The 19,200-nt window shown below is 55.4% G+C and carries 16 protein-coding genes; 13 read left to right on the top strand and 3 right to left on the bottom strand.

Annotated features, from left to right (window positions below):
* The first annotated feature begins 3 nt into the window (after nt 1–3).
* From hisD to FJ695_RS27760, 7 genes are read left to right on the top strand one after another with little or no spacing between them, the layout of a single operon-like run.
* Nucleotides 4–1,317, top strand: a complete 1,314-nt coding sequence (gene hisD, locus FJ695_RS27790) for a histidinol dehydrogenase (protein WP_141188469.1) — start codon at nt 4–6, stop codon at nt 1,315–1,317.
* 4 nt (nt 1,318–1,321) lie between these two features.
* The gene (locus FJ695_RS27785; RefSeq protein ID WP_141188468.1) at nt 1,322–2,074 is read left to right on the top strand and encodes an SDR family NAD(P)-dependent oxidoreductase; all 753 of its coding nucleotides are present in this window, start codon (nt 1,322–1,324) and stop codon (nt 2,072–2,074) included.
* Nucleotides 2,071–3,066, top strand: a complete 996-nt coding sequence (locus FJ695_RS27780; RefSeq protein WP_141188467.1) for an alcohol dehydrogenase catalytic domain-containing protein — start codon at nt 2,071–2,073, stop codon at nt 3,064–3,066. The genes FJ695_RS27785 and FJ695_RS27780 overlap by 4 nt, the downstream gene beginning before the upstream one ends.
* Nucleotides 3,067–3,077: 11 nt before the next feature.
* Nucleotides 3,078–3,368 (top strand): UxaA family hydrolase, encoded by a 291-nt coding sequence (locus tag FJ695_RS27775; RefSeq protein WP_141188662.1) that lies wholly within the window; start codon nt 3,078–3,080, stop codon nt 3,366–3,368.
* Nucleotides 3,369–3,379: 11 nt separating this feature from the next.
* On the top strand, nt 3,380–4,561 hold the full coding sequence (locus tag FJ695_RS27770; protein WP_141185294.1) for a UxaA family hydrolase: 1,182 nt from the start codon (nt 3,380–3,382) through the stop codon (nt 4,559–4,561).
* A 52-nt stretch (nt 4,562–4,613) separates the two neighbouring features.
* Nucleotides 4,614–5,672, top strand: a complete 1,059-nt coding sequence (locus tag FJ695_RS27765; RefSeq protein ID WP_141188466.1) for a YeiH family protein — start codon at nt 4,614–4,616, stop codon at nt 5,670–5,672.
* A gap of 31 nt (nt 5,673–5,703) precedes the next feature.
* Nucleotides 5,704–6,114, top strand: a complete 411-nt coding sequence (locus FJ695_RS27760; protein ID WP_141188465.1) for a universal stress protein — start codon at nt 5,704–5,706, stop codon at nt 6,112–6,114.
* A 99-nt stretch (nt 6,115–6,213) separates the two neighbouring features.
* On the opposite strand, the gene FJ695_RS27755 is transcribed toward FJ695_RS27760, so the two are convergent.
* The 3 genes from FJ695_RS27755 to mtnK are packed head-to-tail and all read right to left on the bottom strand — an operon-like array spanning nt 6,214 to nt 9,579.
* Nucleotides 6,214–7,212, bottom strand: a complete 999-nt coding sequence (locus tag FJ695_RS27755) for a sugar-binding transcriptional regulator (protein WP_141188464.1) — start codon at nt 7,210–7,212, stop codon at nt 6,214–6,216.
* Nucleotides 7,213–7,219: 7 nt separating this feature from the next.
* Nucleotides 7,220–8,323, bottom strand: coding sequence for an S-methyl-5-thioribose-1-phosphate isomerase (gene mtnA, locus FJ695_RS27750; protein ID WP_141188463.1), 1,104 nt, complete (start codon nt 8,321–8,323; stop codon nt 7,220–7,222).
* A complete protein-coding gene (gene mtnK, locus FJ695_RS27745) occupies nt 8,320–9,579 on the bottom strand; it encodes an S-methyl-5-thioribose kinase (protein ID WP_141188462.1) in 1,260 nt (419 codons plus the stop codon). Before mtnK ends, mtnA begins: the two co-directional genes overlap by 4 nt.
* Before the next feature lie 135 nt (nt 9,580–9,714).
* Here mtnK and FJ695_RS27740 point away from each other — a divergent pair, with 135 nt between their 5' ends.
* The 6 genes from FJ695_RS27740 (at nt 9,715) to nosZ (ending at nt 19,198) form a co-directional block, all read left to right on the top strand.
* Entirely contained in the window at nt 9,715–11,229 is a 1,515-nt protein-coding gene (locus FJ695_RS27740) for a sugar ABC transporter ATP-binding protein (protein WP_209010848.1), read from the top strand.
* Nucleotides 11,219–12,232, top strand: a complete 1,014-nt coding sequence (locus FJ695_RS27735; RefSeq protein WP_141188461.1) for an ABC transporter permease — start codon at nt 11,219–11,221, stop codon at nt 12,230–12,232. The genes FJ695_RS27740 and FJ695_RS27735 overlap by 11 nt, the downstream gene beginning before the upstream one ends.
* 28 nt (nt 12,233–12,260) lie before the next feature.
* The gene (locus tag FJ695_RS27730) at nt 12,261–13,301 is read left to right on the top strand and encodes a substrate-binding domain-containing protein (protein WP_141188460.1); all 1,041 of its coding nucleotides are present in this window, start codon (nt 12,261–12,263) and stop codon (nt 13,299–13,301) included.
* A 204-nt stretch (nt 13,302–13,505) separates the two neighbouring features.
* The gene (locus FJ695_RS27725; protein ID WP_141188459.1) at nt 13,506–14,726 is read left to right on the top strand and encodes an NnrS family protein; all 1,221 of its coding nucleotides are present in this window, start codon (nt 13,506–13,508) and stop codon (nt 14,724–14,726) included.
* Between the two features lie 184 nt (nt 14,727–14,910).
* On the top strand, nt 14,911–17,118 hold the full coding sequence (locus FJ695_RS27720) for a NosR/NirI family protein (protein WP_247653756.1): 2,208 nt from the start codon (nt 14,911–14,913) through the stop codon (nt 17,116–17,118).
* Nucleotides 17,119–17,287: 169 nt separating this feature from the next.
* Nucleotides 17,288–19,198: a TAT-dependent nitrous-oxide reductase gene (gene nosZ, locus FJ695_RS27715; RefSeq protein ID WP_141188458.1), complete on the top strand. Its 1,911-nt coding sequence runs from the start codon at nt 17,288–17,290 to the stop codon at nt 19,196–19,198.
* Nucleotides 19,199–19,200 lie beyond the last annotated feature (2 nt).

Here is a 19,200-nt window from a genome sequence, read left to right as displayed (position 1 = left end):
GAAATGACTGTTGAATATCTCAAGAAAGCGGACCTGACATCCACGACGGACGCCTCCGAGACGACGAAGATCGTTCAGGAGATCCTCGACACGATCGAAAAGGGCGGCGATGCCGCCGCGATGGAGTACGCCGCCAAGTTCGATAAGTATGACGGTGCCATCATCCTGACCGATGTGGAAATCGAGGCTGCAAGCGCTAAGGTTCCGGACAAGCTGAAGCGGGACATTGAGTTCGCCCATGCCAATGTCGAGCGCTTTGCGCAGACCCAGAAGGAGACCTGTCAGAACGTCGAGGTCGAGATTGTTCCAGGCCTGATAGCAGGACAGAAAAGCATTCCGGTTAACACAGCGGGCTGCTACATTCCGGGTGGCCGTTACAGCCACATTGCCAGCGCGATCATGACTGTGACCACGGCCAAGGTAGCCGGCTGCCAAAATATCGTCGCCTGCTCGCCGCCTCGGCCGGGCGTTGGCATCAATCCGGCGATTATCTATGCAGCGCATGTTTGCGGTGCCGACAAGATCGTCGCCATGGGCGGTGTCCAGGGCGTCGCCGCCATGACCTTCGGCCTGTTCGGTCTGCCCAAGGCCAACATTTTGGTCGGACCGGGCAACCAGTTTGTTGCCGAAGCCAAGCGGATTTTGTTCGGACGTGTCGGCATCGACATGTTCGCCGGCCCCACCGACAGTCTGATCCTTGCAGACAAGACTGCGGACGCCGAGGTGGTTGCCGCCGATCTCGTCGGTCAGGCCGAACACGGCTACAACTCTCCGGTCTGGCTGGTCACGGATGATCGGCTGCTCGCTGAAGAGGTGATGGCCTTGGTGCCGAAGCTGATTGACGATCTGCCGGAGGTCAACAGCAACAACGCCGCCGCTGCATGGCGGGATTATGCAGAGGTGATCCTGTGCGACACCCGAGAAGAAATGGCAGCTACCTCGGACGCCTATGCGCCAGAACATTTGACCGTTCAGGCCGAGGATCTCGATTGGTGGCTGGAGCGGCTGTCCTGCTACGGTTCGCTGTTCCTGGGCGAGGAAACCACCGTTGCATTCGGCGACAAGGCGTCCGGCACCAATCATGTATTGCCGACTTCGGGAGCTGCTTCTTACACAGGCGGCCTGTCGGTGCACAAGTTCATGAAAATCGTGACTTGGCAACGGGCAACCCGGGAAGGTGCCAAGCCGGTCGCAGAAGCCACGGCACGCATTTCCCGCCTGGAAGGCATGGAGGGGCACGCCCGAACAGCAGACATCCGGCTAAGAAAATACTTCCCAAGTGAAAACTTCGACCTGACCGGAGAGGCGGCTGAGTAAGGTCATGACTGGTTTGTTTGATGTTTCAGGCAAGGTCGCCTGTGTCACGGGTGCAAGCTCCGGTCTTGGCCGGCGCGCAGCAACGGTACTGGCCCACGCCGGTGCCGCGGTGGTTGGAGTGGCCCGCCGCCAAGCTGACCTTGAGGCTTGGCGGTCAGAAGTCGCCGGTACGACTGCGGTTGTCCCGGCCGATCTGAGCGACAGGGCGTCTCTGGAACAGATTAGCCGGAAAATCTCCGAGCCATTTGGTTCGCCGCAGATCGTCGTTCATGCGGCCGGTATCAACACACGTGAAGTTGCCGACGATGTGACAGATGCCGGCTGGGACATCACGATGATGCTCAACCTGACAGTGCCGTTTTTTTTAAGCAAAGCCTTTGTTCCGGCGATGCGGGAGAAGGGCTGGGGCCGGATTGTCAATTTCGCGTCGCTACAAACCACCCGCGCTTTTCCTGGCGGCATTGCCTATGGCACCTCTAAAGGCGGTATCGGACAGCTGACCCGCGCCATGGCGGAAGCCTGGTCGAAAGACGGCATCAATGCCAACGCCATTGGCCCAGGCTTTTTCCCGACAGAATTGACTGCGGCAGTCTTTGGAGATGAGGAGCGGGCCAAGCGCAATGCCGATCAAACCTGCGTCGGTCGCAATGGCGCGCTGGAGGACCTCGATGGTCCGCTCCTTTTTCTTTGTTCGGACGCATCCAGCTTTGTCACCGGTCAGGTGTTGATGGTCGACGGAGGGTTCACCGCAAAATGAAAGCTCTTGTCTACACAGGCCCGGAAAGCCAAGCGTATTTGGAAGTTGCCGATCCGGTGCAAGCCGAAGGGGAGGCGCTTATCAAGGTGGCTCACACCGGAATATGCGGCTCGGACATGCATGCTTTTTTGGGGCATGACGAACGCCGCCCGGCACCGCTCATCCTTGGCCATGAAGTGGCTGGAACTGTGATTTCCGGAAGGCTTGAGGGCAAGCGGGTCACTGTTAATCCGCTGGTTACCTGCGGTACCTGCGATGCCTGTCAGTCTGGTCGGGACAATTTGTGCCCCGACCGTCAGATCATTTCCATGCCGCCGCGCGAGGGCGGGTTCGCAGAATACCTCACAATGCCGGAAGCAAACCTGGTGGCAGTGCCGGACCATGTTACGGATGCGCAAGCTGCTTTGGCCGAACCGATCGCCTGTGGCTGGCACGGCGTGCGCCTTGCAAAAAGAGTTCTGGCTACAGATCCGAGTGAAGCAAAGGCGCTTGTGATCGGCGGTGGAGCCATCGGTCTCGGCGCAGCATTGTCTCTTAAGGCCCAAGGCGTCCCGAATGTCAGGCTAGTCGAACCGAATGTTGAGCGTGCTGCGTATCTCAAGTCTATGTGTGGAATCGAGGTTTTGACGCCAGAGGCAGCCGACGCCAGCGGGTTTTACGATCTGATCATCGACGGGGTCGGCTATGCCGCAACACGGGCAAGTGCTTCGAAACTGGCAAAACCGGGGGCTGTGATTGTCCATATCGGGCTCGGCTCTGCTGATGGCGGCCTCGATATCCGCCGAATGACGCTTCAGGAAATCACCTTCATCGGCACCTACACCTACACCGCCGAAGACTTCCGCGAGACCGCACAGGCCATGTTTGATGGGCGGCTCGGTGAGCTCAATTGGGTTGAGACACGGCCATTGTCAGACGGCCAAAGGGCCTTCGCCGACCTGCGTGCGGGCCAGGTGATGGTCCCCAAAATTCTACTTACTCCAGTCTCTTGAGGAGCTAAATGATGTCAGAGATACCGCATTTGCTTGTCCACGAGCATGCCGACAATGTCGGTGTTGTTGTTGTGGAAGGCTTGAGTGCCGGCACGGATATGCTGTGCTGCGTCACCCATGACAATTCCACGTTCCGGTTAACGGCCGGCGCGGATGTGCCGATCGGTCACAAGATCGCGCTGAAAGACCTGAAGGACGGCGACACGGCGATCAAATACGGCGAGGACATCGGCAAGATCATCGCCGATATCGAAAAGGGCGGCCACGTTCACACCCACAATTGCAAAACCAAGCGCTGGTAAGGAGCCGTTTCATGTCGTCCAAATATTCGAATATCACGGTGAAGGCCTACCGGCGGGAAAACGGCCGCGTCGGCGTGCGCAATCACGTTCTCATCCTGCCCGTCGATGATATCTCCAACGCCGCTTGTGAAGCCGTTGCCAACAACGTCAAGGGCACGCTCGCCATTCCGCATGCCTATGGCCGGCTGCAGTTCGGTGAAGATCTGGAACTGCATTTCCGCACCATCATCGGCACCGGCGCCAACCCGAATGTTGCCGCCGTCGTTGTCATCGGCATCGAGCCGGGCTGGACCAAACGCATCGCCGACGGCATCCGGAAAACCGGCAAGCCGGTCGCTGAGTTTTCCATCGAGCAGAAAGGCGACTTCGAAACGATCCGTCAGGCGTCCTGGGCTGCGAAGGACTTCGTCCATATGGCGTCGGAATACCAGCGCGAGGAATGCTCGATCTCCGATCTATGGGTGTCGACCAAATGCGGCGAGAGCGACACCACCACCGGTCTTGGCTCCTGTCCGACCGTTGGCAACATGTATGACAAGCTCTTGCCTGAGGGCATCACGGGTTTCTTTGGTGAAACGTCCGAAATCACGGGCGCCGAACACATCTGTCAGAAACGGGCCATCAACGAAGAAGTCGGCGAACGCTGGTACAAGATGTGGAAAGCCTATTCGGACGACGTCATCTTTGCCCACCAGACAGATGACCTCTCTGACAGTCAGCCGACCAAGGGCAACATTGAGGGCGGTCTGACCACCATTGAAGAAAAGGCGCTCGGCAATCTGGAAAAGATCGGCCGCACGTCGCAGTACATCGACATTCTGGAACCGGCCGAAGCGCCGAACTCCGGCAATGGTCTCTACTTCATGGATTCCTCGTCTGCGGCCGCCGAGTGTGTGACGCTGATGGCCGCGGGCGGTGCTGTCATTCACACCTTCCCGACCGGCCAGGGCAATGTGGTTGGCAATCCGATTGTGCCGGTGATCAAGATCACCGCCAACCCGCGTACCGTGCGCACCATGAGTGAACACGTGGATGTGGATGTCTCCGGCATCCTGCGCCGCGAGATGACCATTGATGAGGCCGGCGATGCGCTGATCGAGATGATCCGCCGCACCGCCAACGGCCGCAACACCGCTGCCGAAGCCCTCGGTCACCGCGAGTTCTCAATGACTAAACTCTACAGAAGCGCGTGAGTTGACTGTCAGGTGGCCGGTCTTCCGGCCACCTGTCCTGAAGGAATTCTTGATGGAACAAACTGCAGAACTGCGGCTTTCCGAAAAAGTTCGGGCGTTGATGGAAAAGGGGCAACTGCTCCTGCCGGGCCTTTTGGTGGCTGCAGTCATCGCGCTCGCCAGCCAGTTTATTGCCGAGCACTACGGCGCACCGGCCATGCTGTTGGCACTTCTGATCGGGATTGCCCTGAATTTTCTGTCCGAAGATGCGCAGTGCAAAGCCGGCATTGCTTTTGGGGCGAAGAAGATGCTCCGGTTCGGCGTCGCGCTGATGGGGCTCCGGATCAGTTTCGACATGGTTGCCGCTTTAGGCCTTCCTGTCGTTGCCCTTGTTGTGAGTGGCACTTTTCTGACTATTGGATTTGGCTTGGTATTCGCCCGGTTTTTTGGATTTAGAATGCGTTTTGCGTTTTTGTCGGCGGGTTCTGTCGCCATATGCGGAGCGTCTGCTGCCATGGCGATCGCGGCCATATTGCCGAAAGACGAAAGGTCGGAAGACCGGCTGGTTTTCACCGTTGTTGGTGTCACCATCCTGTCGACCGTCGCCATGATCCTTTACCCGATTCTTAGTCAGAGCCTAGGTTTCACTGACCGGATGGCCGGGATCTATCTTGGAGCGACGATCCACGATGTCGCCCAGGTGGTCGGCGCTGGGTTCTCCGTGTCTGAAGAAGCTGGTGAAACTGCAACCTTGGTCAAGTTGCTAAGGGTTGCCATGTTGGCGCCGATTGTTCTGTTCGCGCTGCTTGTACTCCGGCTTTCCAATGTCAAAGCGGACGAAGGCTCGGATTCACCGCCTCTTATTCCGCTTTTTGTTGTCGGTTTTGTCGGTCTGGCGACATTGAATTCCTTGGTCAACTTGCCGTCCATTATCACTGAGTCATCTGCTTCCATATCGCGATGGCTCCTCCTGCTCGCAATTGCAGCGGTAGGCCTGAAAACCGTCCCGAAAGATCTCATGAAGGTGGGTAAGAGCGCAGCTGCGTTTTTGATCGCGCAAACCGTTTTTCTGGCAGCTGTGATTGCAATCGGTTTGCTGGTTGTCTTACCGCCTTTGACGGGGACCCCTTGATGCAGACCAAATGAGAGGAGGCACTGATCCCATGTACTCACATATCCTCATTCCCGTTGCGCTGGACCATGAAACCCTGATTGCGCAAAAAATGGAGGTCGCCCGGCACCTATTGTCAGACGACGGCAAGATCACATTGCTCACTGTTTTGGAAAACATTCCGGGATTTGTGTCTGAATTTGTCGATCTGGACATCGACAATCATCTGACTCAAAAAGTCGAAGCCAAATTGCGGCAGGCCACAGGCGACGACGATCAAATAGGCTGCATGGTCGTGACCGGAAAACCCGGCGTGCAGATCGCTCTCTTTGCGGAAGACAATGGTGTCGATCTGATTGTGGTGGGCTCACATCATCCGTCCGCTCAGGACTACTTTTTGGGGTCGACCGCGTCCCGGGTTGTGCGTCGGGCGGGCTGTTCGGTGTTTGTAGTCCGGGATTAAGCCAGGCCTAAAGCGAGCCGGAATAGGCGCGAACTGTCGAGAAATGGTGCGGAGTATTGCCGCCTCCGATGAAGCCGGACAAACATCATTGGCAGTGGATCAAGCTGCCATGTCCAGAAGCTCGCGTGCAATTGATGTGCTGGTGGCCAGATGGGTAACGTAGCCGCCCAATATGGCTGCGCGGGCGGATGTTGCCCGGCCAGAACCTGCGGCGACCAGCAAAGACATTTCCTTACCACGCATTTGCTCTAAAGAAACGCCAATCATGCGGTCTTCGATGGCCGCAACAATAGGTTCGCCTTCTGTGTCAATTAGTCTGCCGCAAATGACACCGGCAGCACCTTGCTCGCGATATTTTGCAACATTGCTGACATTCAAGATCCCGGTTCGGACGACATGCGCATCTTCGCTACATTTGCCACAAGCCAGAATGGTCTTGTTGCACGTCGCCAAAGCCTTGAGCTGAGCAGCAATAACCGGCTCTTCGCAAAGGGTATCGCGGATTGTTTTGTTGGAGAGCAACAGAGGTACATGCAGGTTGATGCATTGTCCGCCCAGTTTTTGCGCCAGCATCGATGTACAAGCTTCGGCAGCAAATCCGAGCGCAGCCGGCCGTGATCCCAAAAGCTGAACAACGGTCAAATCGTCGATCGGCACATGGGCAACATTCTGCGCGACTTGATAAATGGTTTCGCCCCAGGACACGCCCAACCGGTCCCCCGGAACCAGTAAGCGTGGCAACCAGTCCGCGGCCGCACGAACAGCCCGGGCTCCTGAGGACACCGGGTCATGTGGATCATCCGGTGCAATCAACGCCTCTTTGAGACCGTACGCTTTGCACAATTCGTCGGCGAGCTGATGTTCCAGAAAAACATTGCTGTCCAGATAGACACGCACCCAGTCCCGCTTACGCACCTCGTTGAGGTAATTGACCACCGTTGCCCGGCTGACCTTCATCCGGTCTGCAATTTCGTTTTGGTTGAGGCCGTCATGGTAATAAAGCCAAGCCGCCTCGACAAATGGTGCATCGTCGCGTGAGGCTATCCGGTCTATTTCGGAATGTCCTTTAGATTTTTTAGGCGGTGTGCTTCCGGCCATTTTTATCCTATTCGGCAGCTTGCGTCATTTCCGGGAACAAGCTCGCCAATCCTTCTGGTGAAGCTTTGCATATCCCCCGTTCCGTGATCAAACCGGTTACGAGCCTGTTTGGCGTCACATCGAATGCTGGATTGCCGCCGGCCGTGCCATCCGGCGTTACCTGAACGACGCCGAAACCTCCGGTTTCAGCTTTGCCTTGAATATGCGTTGTTTCGCGTTCAGACCGTTCCTCGATCGGGATTTCGGCCACGCCATCGTCGACTGTCCAATCAATGGTCGGGGACGGCAGGGCAACATAAAACGGCACATTATTATCCCGTGCTGCAAGCGCCTTCAGATAGGTGCCAATCTTGTTGCAAACGTCGCCGCGCCGTGTTGTGCGGTCGGTTCCAACGATCACCATATCCACCTGGCCATGCTGCATCAGATGGCCGCCGGCATTATCTGTTATGTAGGTGTGCGGCACGCCGTGGCTACCCAGCTCCCAGGACGTCAAGGCACCTTGATTTCTTGGGCGGGTTTCATCGACCCAGACATGAAGCGGGATGCCGGCATTATGCGCCTGGTACATGGGACTCGTCGCTGTCCCCCAGTCCACAGTTGCGATCCAACCGGCGTTGCAGTGAGTCAACAGGCGAACCGGCTCTCCGTTCGGCTTATTAGCAGCAATCTCCTCAATCAGCTTGAGACCGTTCTCGCCGATACGGCGGTTGATTTCGACATCTTCATCTGAAATGGCGTGGGCAAGTTTCAGCGCGGCTTCAGCGCGCTCCACTACCGGTAAAGGTTTCAGAGCGGTCCGGCATCGGTCGAGCGCCCACCGCAAATTGATTGCCGTTGGACGGGTTTTTTCCAAGAATGTCCAAGCTGCATCCAGATTGTTGTCAGACGCGTCATTCGCCATCGCCAGCGCCATCCCATAGGCGGCGGTCGCGCCGATCAAAGGGGCGCCGCGAACGCGCATCTCGACTATCGCGTCCGAGAATTCTTCCATTGTCCGCACCGGCTGAATGCGAAAGTCATGCGGCAACCAGCGCTGATCAATGATCTGCAGACAATTCTGCTCTGAGTCCCACCAAAGCGACCGGTAGTGTTTTCCGTTGACCTTCATAGGAAGTTCCTTTTGTTGAAATCGCGCGCCAGGTTCGTCAAAGTTTTTGCATTTGGTATTGTTTCGGATTCCTGGATCAGCTCGGCGCCGAGCATGAGATTGCGGGCCTCAAGAGGCGCGCGGACAGCCGTGTCTTCGATCTCTTCAAAGTCTGCATTGTGCGCCAAAGATAAGGTGCGGCGGTGCATTTCAATTCCGCAGATCGCAAGTGCATCTGTCCAGATATCGGCCAGCAACGCGGTGCAGGCAGATCCGGAACTCTGGCCCTGATCTTCGAAGAGGGCTGAGGGATACAACATCCCGTTCCGCTCACTGGCCCAAAGACTGCGGAACTCATCAACAAATGCAGTGTGACAGTCTTCCACCACGGTTAGTATCCATGCCTGATAGCTGTCCAGATCATCTCCGCGGTGAGCCGGTTGACTGAAATAGGCCATCAGAAAGTTTGCGATCATCATTCCAAGGTCAAACCCAAACGGACCATATTGGACAAACTCTGGATCAATCACTCTGGCTTCGGTTTCGGTGGCCATGATCGAGCCAGAATGCAGGTCGCCATGAACCATTGTTTCGGTGTTCGCCGAAAAATTCAAAAGCATGCGCTGAACCCGCGCCTTCAGGTCTGCGTTGCGTCTGATTTCAGCGACCACTGGATCAAGACCATCGGTGTGATGGTTCATCTCAGCATCGAAATAGGGATCGGTGAAAACGAGCGCTTCCGTGATTGCCGGGATTTCTATATTGCCGGAAAACAACCCGACATCTGCCTTTTTGTCCGCGCTTTTCATGGAGAGTTCTGACCCGCGGAACGCCGTGCGTGCGCAAAACTTTCCTAAGGTTTCAGCTAGGCCCTCAACCCTTTCGCCGTTGATTAACTTGCGGCGTAAAATCACATGCGGTGCAAGAAACTCCATAACGATCAGGGCTTGTGTCTCATCGAAATGAAAAATCTCCGGCACGCTGCCCGGATCTCTTTCTGCCTGTCGAACCAGTGCATGGTACTCGAAATAGGCGCGGTACAGCGGCAGCGGCCAGCTGTCGCCAACCAACCGGACATAGGGAAGCGCTTGTTTGACAATGACCTTTCCCAAGGGGCCGGTGACGATGAAGACCAGGTTCAAATTGCCGTCGCCGACCTCCTCCACTTGCCAGGACGACGGGTCTCCGCCGACCTTTTCTGTCACTGCATCCAATGACCCCAAACGTTTGGAGAGGCTTTCAACTGTGAGGGCCTGATAGCTGTCTGACGCGTCCATTTGGATGTGTTCTCCCAAGTTTGATTGCAGGTTAGGCTTCGTTTCTGTCAAATGTCAATCGCATTGACTATTGTTTATTTTTGGGTGTAGGCTTCCTCTCGAAGATAACGAGAACGACCTATCTGGGAGGGTTAGTTGACTGATTTCGTTCTAGAAATAGAAAGATTGCAAAAGTCTTTCGGACGAAATCATGTATTGCGAGGCGTGGACCTGCAGCTCACGGCAGGCTCCGTGACTGTGCTTATGGGCGCAAATGGCGCTGGAAAATCAACACTCGTCAAAGTCATTAGCGGATTTCATTCGGCCGACGGCGGACAAGTGTTGGTTTCGGGAAAACTCTTTGCCCCGCGCGACGCTGCTGAGGCCATCGCGCAAGGTGTTGTTACAGTCCACCAATCGATTGATGACGGTGTCATCCCGGATCTCGATGTCGCCAGCAACTTGATGCTGGACCGGTTGACGGAAAAAGGCGCAGGGCTGTTTGTTCAGGAACGGCAGTTGCGCCAGCACGCCAAAGAAATCGCCCAGTCTATGGGGATTGAAGTGGATGTTCGTGCTCGCGTCTCCGACCTGTCGGTCGCCGACCGGCAAATGATTGCAATTGCTCGCGCGATGGCAAGAACCCCAAAGATTCTGATTCTGGACGAACCTACCTCATCCTTGTCAGCTGCAGAGGCCGAGCGTTTGTTCGCTCTGGTTGACCGGCTTCGGGCACAGGGTGTGGCAATTCTTTATATCTCGCATCGCATGTCGGATATCCGCCGGATAGCCGATCGTATCGTTTGCCTTCGTGATGGCGAGATTTCGGGCGTTTTCGAACAAGAGCCGCTTGATCTGGAAGCGGCTGTCACCGCGATGCTCGGACACAAGATGACCGACGTCGATGTTGTTCCTGTTTCTGGTGACAAACCTGTTCTGGAACTCAATGGTCTGGAAATCCAGGAAGGTTGCGATCCAATTGATCTTTCTGCCCGGCAGGGAGAAGTGATTGCAATCACGGGCTTGCTGGGGAGCGGCAAAAGCCGCTTGGCCGAAATCATTTTCGGGATAACCCAGCCGCACGCCGGTGTCATGCGATTGGACGGATCCGGCTACAAGCCACGTTCGGTCCGTGAGGCCATTTCCCGCGGCGTATTCATGTCTCCAAAGGATCGCGGAACAAATGCGGTCATCCCGGCGTTCGACATCGCCAACAACATGACACTTCCTTTTTTGGGAGCATTCAGCAGGTTCTCGTTTCTTGCCGGGATCAATCAGCGGCGGTCAACCAATGAAATGATCGATCAGATCGGGATTGTCTGCCAGTCAAGCGGCGATGGCATCGGAACACTGTCGGGTGGCAACCAGCAAAAGGTGATGATCGGTCGCTGGCTGTTGAAAGCTTCCCGAGTGCTTCTTTTGGACGAACCCTTCCAAGGCGTGGACATCGGTGCCCGGCGGGATATCGGCGCACACATCCGTCAGACGGCAGGGAGCCGGACCACACTGGTTTTCATGGCCGAGATTGATGAAGCGCTTGAGATCGCGGATCGGATCATCGTCATGAACGAAGGCAGTATTTCCGGAGAGCACATCAATGCAAACGTCGATCTTGGTGCGCTCGTCGCACAAATTTCAGGGACAACTTCTGGGCAGGTAAATGCAGGATAACTTGTTGAAATTCGCCATACGGTACGGTTTTTTGATCCTGCTGGCCGGTCTTATTATCTATTTCAGCTTGGCGGCATCTGGCTTTGCGAGCCCGCGGTCTGCTGTATTTGTTCTTCAGTCGGTTGCCATAACAGGCATTTTGGCACTTGGGGTGACCTGCACTTTGGTGGTCGGCGGGTTTGATCTGTCCATCGGAGCCGTTGCCACCTCGGCTTTGATGCTCTCCGCCTATTCCATGGTTATTCTGGAGCAGCCGGCCTATGTCGCTGTTCTTCTATGTCTTTTAATGGGCGCCGCTGTTGGTTTCATCAATGGCGTATTGATTGTGAAGTTCCGGGTGCCGGATCTTCTGGCAACGCTCGGCATGATGTTCTTGCTGATCGGATTGCAGCGCATTCCAACACAAGGCAATTCCATTGCCACCGGCATGGCATTGCCAAATGGGTCTGTGGCCGAAGGCAGCTTCTCGCAGGCTTTTCTCTGGCTTGGACGTCACCGGTTTGATTTGGTTCTGGACCGATTGGTGCCGGTGCCTGTCGTCATATTCATTTTGATTGCCATCCTGATCTGGCTGTACCTTGGCTTCACCCGCCACGGCCGCCTCAAGTATGCCATTGGCTCCAATGAACGGGCGGCAGCATTGGTGGGAACACCGGTCAACACCTACAAAATCACCGCTTATATGATTTCCGGTGTCACCGCTTCGATCGGCGGAATTTTGCTGGCCGCGCGGCTTGGACGCGGAGACATTGCCAGCGGGAACAATCTTCTTTTAGACAGCGTGGCCGCAGCCCTGATCGGGTTTGCCGTCTTGGGCGCTGCCCGTCCGAACGCTTTTGGAACTGCGATCGGCGCCCTCTTTGTCGGCATCCTTCTTCAGGGAATGACGATGATGAATGCCCCTTACTACACCCAGGACTTTGTCAAAGGCGCGGTCCTTGTTCTGGCGCTGGTCTTCACTTTTTACCTGTCTGCGCGGCGCGCCGGCAGCGGACATTCATGAAAGACGTAGATAACTGGGAGGAAAAACAATGTTGAGACGCAGTTTATTGAAATTGGCCGGAGCGACCGCAATTGCTCTTGGCGCCGGACAGGCCCTGGCAGCAGATATGCCCGCACCGTTTGACAAACCGGAAGACGTGACCATTGCTCTGGTGCGCTATCTGTCAACGGGAGACTTCTTCCAGGCCTATTTGTCCGGGGTGGAGAACCAATCGGAAGCGCTTGGTGTCGATCTTAGGGTATTTGACAGCCGCCAGGATGCTGCCTTGCAGGCAGATATGGTCGACCAGGCGATTGCGCTCGGTGTGGATGGCATCATCATCCAGCACGGTTTGACCGAGTCCATGAAAGAAGCGGCTCAGAGGGCAGTTGATGCCGGCATCAAAGTTGTCGCATTCGATGTGAACGTCGAAAATGAAGCTATTCCGCAGATCGAACAATCCGATTACATGCTCGGAAAGCTCGCACTTGAGCAAGCCGTCAAGGACAATGGTACCGACTTCACAGCCGGTTATGTTTATGTCCCGGGCATTGCACCGCTGGATCGCCGCCACGTTGCTTGGGAAGAAACCAAGAACGCCAATCCGGGCATCACAGAAGCAGCCATGTTTGGCACGCTGGACAACCCAATCGCGAACTCCGTGGCCAATCAGGCCCGTGCGGTCCTTCAGGCCAATCCGACCATCAATGTGGTCTTCGCGCCTTATGATGAATTTGCGAAAGGCGTCAAAATCGCAGTCGACGAAGCCGGTCTGACAGACGACATCGACATCTATTCCGCCGATGTTTCGACAGCTGATATTTCGGCAATGCGGGAGCCGGGGTCAGCCTGGGTCGCAACAGTTGCGACCAATCCTGCCGTGGTTGGCGAAGTCTCGGTACGGGCGCTCGCGATGATGCTGGCTGGAGAAAACCCTGGTGCTTCCGTGATTGTTCCACCGACTCTGATCACGCAGGATTTCCTCAATGAGAAAGACATCAAGAATATGGATGACCTGAGCGCCAGCATGCCTCAATTCGCCCACGCCGATGTTGCTATGACCGAGTGGATCCAGCTTCCCAAACGCTAAGAGACTTATGATTTCCCGGCGGTGTCACTGCCGGGAAATTGCCTGCAAGACACCAGCTCTCACCAATAACCGCCCCTGATTGACCAAGGTCAAGCCTTGGCTGCGGAGACGCTGTAATCATCTCATTGGACGAAACTGTTCAAAGGTGCTGTCACCAATCTTCACCATTGCAGGGTCTTCCATCGTTTTGATGAAGGTAGGGTCATGGTTGAAGCTGCGATGTCAAAAGACGGTAAGAGCCAAATTCAGTTTCCGGTAGTCTTTACCGCAGGTTTCCGTTTTTTCTTCTTGTTTGCCGGTCTTTATGCCGTCTTTGCAATGGTGGCGTGGGTGTTTTGGCTCGGTGTGCATGCAGCAGGCGGCGCGTTTCTGGCACTTCCTATAAACACAGCGCCACACCTTTGGCATGCCCACGAGATGATGTTTGGCTACACTGTTGCGGTGATGGCCGGTTTTTTTGTGACAGCTGTCCCAAATTGGACAGGCAGCAATGAAGCAGGGCCTGCTTTTGTCATGATTGCCGGTCTGGTCTGGCTGTCAGGCCGGATTGCAGTCGGCATGTCCTCGGTGCTTGATCCGCTTCTGGTCGCCGCAATCGATTTGGCCTTTGTTCCGGTGCTTTCGATCGCGATTTTTGGGCGGCTTGCACAATTGTCTCAACTCAGAAATGTCATTTTTCTGTTTCTTTTGGCCGCGCTTTTTATCGGCAATCTGTTCATGCATCTTGAGTGGCTTGGTTGGGCCGGAGGCAATACCGAAGCTGGCGTCCGGCTGGGTATTTTTGCCAGCGCCGCGATGATTGCGATCATCGGAGGCCGGGTCGTTCCAGCTTTTACTCGAAATGCCCTGAACCGGGCAGGTCATACTGGCAAATTGCCTGCGTCCCACAAATGGCTGGACCGTGTTGGCATCCTATCAGCGTTGCTTGCCGTCTTGGCATGCTTGCCGTTCGTACCAGAGCAGGTTTTGGGACTGATTTGTTTGGTGGCAGGTGGCGTGAACTTGGCCCGTCTTTTCGGATGGGTAGGGTTGAAAACTCTAAACAATCCGATTTTGTGGGTTCTTCACGTAGCTTATTTGCTGCTCGGGGCAGGGTATATCGTCTACGGCAGTTCTATCTTGTTTGCTGTGTTGCCAGAAACGGCAGCCCTTCATCTTCTGGCTGTAGGCGCTGTCGGATGTATGACCATGGCAATGATGACCCGTGCGTCTCTTGGCCACAGTGGTCGGCCGCTTATCGCTCCAGCTCCGATTTCTATTGCTTATGTATTGATCATCGCCGGCGCCTTGGTCCGGACGTTCGGAACGCAATTTGTTGAGTACTACACAGTCATGTTCCTGTCTGGCGGGCTCTGGATTGCAGCATTTTCGCTCTATCTCGGTGTCTATTTCCCGATCCTGACAACGCCTCGCAAACAGAAATAACTCCAATCAGAGCGCTTCTTGTTTTCGACGGCGGAAGCGCTTTCTGTCGCAACGCGCCAAGCGGAAGTTTGTACAAGATTGCAATTCGTTACGTGTCTTCTTGACTATCGTCAAAGAAAACAGATCGGCGAAGGCGCAAAACAAATCTTGAAAATATTATGCATGATTTGTTGGAGCGTGTCCCGTGGGGCGTCCCGGTAAAATAATTCAGATACTGTGCTTGTGCCTGGCCATTCTAGCTGCATTGGTATTGGCCCCGACGGCCAACGCTGCTGACGCGCTGGTTTCAAGGTTTCTGGATAAAGTTCAACCATCTGAAATGGTTCCCGGTGCCGATAGTTTCGGTGCTGTGCGGGACGATGTTCCGGTTGTTCCTGCCCTTAAAGGCGGTGAAACAGTTGGTTGGGTCTTCCTGACATCTGACTTTGTTTCGACAACGGGATATTCGGGCAAGCCGATCCACACGATGGTTGGCGTTGACCCTGATGCAGTCGTAACCGGAGTACGGCTGGTCAAACACTCAGAACCGATTGTTCTAATTGGTATTCCCGATTCGAAAATTCAGGCGGTGACAGAAGGTTATGCCGGTCTGGATCTCAAAATCGAAGCGCAGCAAGGCGGCTCCGCGCACGAGCTGGACATCATTTCGGGTGCGACCGTCACTATCATGGTGATTGACGATTCGATCGTCCGCGCAGGTATTAAAGTCGCCCGTTTTCTCGGTTTGGGAGGTTTGGTCCAAGCTGTAGCCGACACCGGCCCCAAGAAGATCATCGATTACGAGAAGGTGGCCGTCAGTGACTGGATGACCATGACTGGCGATGGCTCTGTCCGGCGTATGTCCTTGGACGTGGCTCAGGTGAATGAAGCCTTCGTCGCTCAAGGCGATCCGCGTGCGATCAAGCGCCCGGAAGATGGCCCGGATACAGACACCTTCATCGACATGTACATGGGTCTGGCAAATGTGCCGTCCATTGGTCTATCCCTTCTTGGTCAACGGGAGTACGACAATCTCAAGAACCGTTTGAAAGAAGGTGAGCATGCGATCCTGGTCATGGGGCGGGGACGGTATTCCTTCAAAGGATCTGGGTATGTCCGCGGCGGTATTTTTGACCGGATCCAGCTAATCCAGGACGATATCTCCGTTCGCTTCTTCGACAAGCAGCAAGTGCGCGTTGGTGAAATTGCAGCAGATGGGTCTCCAGCCTTTGTCGAGATGGATCTGTTCATCATTCCTGCCGATGCCGGGTTTGATCCTTCCAAGGATTTCCGTCTGCAGCTGTTGGTTCAGCGCGCGGTCGGCCCGATCGACAAGGTCTTCTTGACATTTGATCTCGGCTATCAATTGCCGGATGCGTATCTGAAGGTCGAAGAAGTTGCGCTCGCCGCTGGCGATCCAGTTTCAACACAGGCTCTTGTCAACGGCGATGATGACGCGCCGAAACTTTGGGTCCGTATCTGGGAAGACCGCAAGGCCGACATCATTATCTTGGCCAGTGCGATCGGTATTCTGACGATCGTCTTCTTCTTCCAGATGCAGGTCACCCGCAACGAACGCTTCACGTTCTGGTTCCGGATTGCCTTCCTGACGTTCACGCTGGTTTGGCTGGGCTGGATGCAAAATGCGCAACTCTCGGTCGTCAACGTCATGGCGTTCTTCTCGTCATTGACCAGTAGTTTCAGCTGGGATGCTTTTCTCATGGACCCGTTGGTATTCCTGCTGTGGTTCTCCGTTGCTGCAGCGCTCTTGTTCTGGGGGCGGGGTGCTTATTGCGGCTGGCTGTGTCCGTTCGGTGCGATGCAGGAGCTGACCAACCGGCTAGCTAAGGTTGCCCGTATTCCTCAGATCGAAGTGCCCTGGGCTCTCCACGAACGCCTGTGGCCACTCAAGTATATGATTTTCCTCGGATTGTTCGGCCTGTCCCTCTACTCTCTTGACGTTGCCGAACACTATGCGGAAGTGGAGCCGTTCAAGACAGCGATCATCCTGAAATTCCAGCGGGCGTGGCCCTTCGTCCTCTTTGCGGTCGCGCTGCTGGTGGCTGGTCTGTTCATTGAACGGTTCTACTGCCGCTACCTTTGCCCGCTGGGCGCTGCCCTGGCGATCCCGGCGCGCCTGCGCATGTTTGACTGGCTGAAACGCTACCGCGACTGCGGCGATCCATGCCAGCGCTGCGGCAAGGAATGCATGGTCCAAGCCATCCATCCGGAAGGCAACATCAATCCGAACGAGTGCCTGAACTGCCTGCATTGCCAGGTCCTGTATCAGCACGATCAGAAATGTCCCGTCTGCATCAAGAAACTCGCCAAGCGGCGGAAGTTCGAGAAGCAGACAGGGATGACGAAACCGGCACAGGCTGGCGGGGTGACTACCGCTAACCCAGCTGGGTGAACTCCCACACGAGGAGACACAACAAGGAATGCCCCGTCTGGGCTCAGAAACGCGCCGATCGGCAGAAACTTGAAACTCAGACAGGGAACACGAAACCGGCACCGGACGGCGGGGTGACTACCGCCAACTCAGCTGGATGAACTCCGACACCGACACAAGGAGAAAAGTCATGACGGAGAGTTTAAAAGAAAGAGCAATGTCACGCCGGGCATTGCTAGGGGGAACTGCAAAAACGGCTGTTGTAGCCGGCATGGGCGCCGCTGCTCTTGGAAGCGCGACACCGGCAACTGCTGCTGAAGGCGGCCAGAGCGCACATTTGGCGCCGGGCGAGCTGGACGAATACTACGGTTTCTGGTCTTCAGGCCAAACAGGCGAAGTCCGCATTCTCGGTGTTCCTTCTATGCGCGAACTGATGCGCATTCCGGTCTTTAACCGTTGTTCCGCTACAGGTTGGGGTCAGACCAACGAGTCTCTGAAAATCCTGACCGAAGGCCTGCTGCCGGAAACCAAAGCCTTCTTGAAGGCTCAGGGCAAAGTGACCTACGACAATGGTGACCTTCACCATCCGCACATGTCCTTCACCGACGGCACATACGACGGTCGCTACATCTTCGCCAACGACAAGGCGAACACCCGCGTTGCGCGTATCGACCTGAAAATGATGAAGACGGACAAGATCATCGAGATCCCGAATGCCCATGACATTCATGGCATGCGTCCGCAGAAATATCCGCGCACGGGCTACGTCTTCGCAAACGGCGAACATGAAGCGCCGCTGGTCAACGACGGCAGCATCCTGGATGAGCCGGATAAATACGCCTGCATCTTCACCGCGATCGACGGTGACACCATGAAGGTCGCATGGCAGGTGATTGTTTCAGGTAACCTCGACAACACCGACTGTGACTACCAGGGCAAATACGCCTTCTCGACTTCCTATAACTCGGAAATGGGAACCAACCTTGCCGAAATGACCGAGAGCGAACTCGACCATGTTGTTGTCTTCAACATTAAGGCCATCGAGGAAGCTGTTGCTGCCGGCAACTATACGGAAATGAAAGGTGTTCCGGTTGTTGATGGCCGCAAAGATGCCAACTCCAACTTCACACGCTATATTCCGATTCCGAACAGCCCGCATGGTGTCAACGCGGCTCCGGACAAGAAGCACATCGTCATCAATGGCAAGCTGTCTCCGACAGTTTCTGTGATCGACGTGACCAAAGTGGATGCACTGTTTGCAGACAACGCTGATCCGCGTTCCGCCATCGTTGCAGAACCGCAATTGGGTCTTGGCCCGCTTCACACTGCGTTCGACAACAACGGTAACGGCTACACCACCCTCTTCCTGGACAGTCAGGTGGCCAAGTGGAACATCCAAAAGGCAATAGACGCCTATGGTGGTGCGGACGTTGATCCAATTCTGGATAAAGTCGACGTCCACTATCAGCCGGGTCACAACTCGACATCCATGGGTGAGACCGCAGAAGCAGACGGTAAGTGGCTCATTTCGATGAACAAGTTCTCGAAGGACCGCTTCTTGAACGTTGGTCCGTTGAAGCCGGAAAACGAGCAGCTGATCGACATCTCTGGCGACAAAATGAAGGTTGTCCATGACGGCCCGACCTTTGCCGAGCCGCATGACAGCATCGTCGTTCACCGTTCAAAAGTGAACCCGGCGATTGTTTGGGATCGGAATGACCCGAGCTTTGCCGATGCGATTGAGCAAGCCAAAGCCGATGGTGTTGATCTTGAAGACGCAGCGGATGTTATCCGCGACGGCAACAAGGTCCGAGTCTACATGTCTTCGGTTGCTCCGAACTTCTCCATGGAGAAATTCACGGTTAAGCAGGGCGATGAAGTCACCGTCTATGTCACCAACATTGATGACATCGACGACCTGACTCACGGCTTCTGCCTGGCAAACTACGGTGTTGCCATGGAAGTTGGACCGCAGGCCACGGCTTCTGTGACCTTCATTGCGGAACGTCCGGGTGTACACTGGTTCTACTGTCAGTGGTTCTGTCACGCACTTCACATGGAAATGCGCGGCCGGATGTTCGTCGAGCCAAGAGGCGCCTAACA

The organism is Labrenzia sp. PHM005, from assembly GCF_006517275.1.
Taxonomy (GTDB): domain Bacteria; phylum Pseudomonadota; class Alphaproteobacteria; order Rhizobiales; family Stappiaceae; genus Roseibium.
Note: the sequence above shows the minus strand (reverse complement) of the source record. Positions and strands in the feature narration are given on the sequence as shown.

Excerpts from the sequence above, each read along its gene's own strand:
- hisD (WP_141188469.1), top strand. The coding sequence starts at position 4 with ATGACTGTTGAATATCTCAAGAAAGCGGACCTGACATCCACGACGGAC.
- FJ695_RS27785 (WP_141188468.1), top strand. The coding sequence starts at position 1,322 with ATGACTGGTTTGTTTGATGTTTCAGGCAAGGTCGCCTGTGTCACGGGT.
- FJ695_RS27780 (WP_141188467.1), top strand. The coding sequence starts at position 2,071 with ATGAAAGCTCTTGTCTACACAGGCCCGGAAAGCCAAGCGTATTTGGAA.
- FJ695_RS27775 (WP_141188662.1), top strand. The coding sequence starts at position 3,078 with ATGTCAGAGATACCGCATTTGCTTGTCCACGAGCATGCCGACAATGTC.
- FJ695_RS27770 (WP_141185294.1), top strand. The coding sequence starts at position 3,380 with ATGTCGTCCAAATATTCGAATATCACGGTGAAGGCCTACCGGCGGGAA.
- FJ695_RS27765 (WP_141188466.1), top strand. The coding sequence starts at position 4,614 with ATGGAACAAACTGCAGAACTGCGGCTTTCCGAAAAAGTTCGGGCGTTG.
- FJ695_RS27760 (WP_141188465.1), top strand. The coding sequence starts at position 5,704 with ATGTACTCACATATCCTCATTCCCGTTGCGCTGGACCATGAAACCCTG.
- FJ695_RS27755 (WP_141188464.1), bottom strand. The coding sequence starts at position 7,212 with ATGGCCGGAAGCACACCGCCTAAAAAATCTAAAGGACATTCCGAAATA.
- mtnA (WP_141188463.1), bottom strand. The coding sequence starts at position 8,323 with ATGAAGGTCAACGGAAAACACTACCGGTCGCTTTGGTGGGACTCAGAG.
- mtnK (WP_141188462.1), bottom strand. The coding sequence starts at position 9,579 with ATGGACGCGTCAGACAGCTATCAGGCCCTCACAGTTGAAAGCCTCTCC.
- FJ695_RS27735 (WP_141188461.1), top strand. The coding sequence starts at position 11,219 with ATGCAGGATAACTTGTTGAAATTCGCCATACGGTACGGTTTTTTGATC.
- FJ695_RS27730 (WP_141188460.1), top strand. The coding sequence starts at position 12,261 with ATGTTGAGACGCAGTTTATTGAAATTGGCCGGAGCGACCGCAATTGCT.
- FJ695_RS27725 (WP_141188459.1), top strand. The coding sequence starts at position 13,506 with ATGGTTGAAGCTGCGATGTCAAAAGACGGTAAGAGCCAAATTCAGTTT.
- nosZ (WP_141188458.1), top strand. The coding sequence starts at position 17,288 with ATGACGGAGAGTTTAAAAGAAAGAGCAATGTCACGCCGGGCATTGCTA.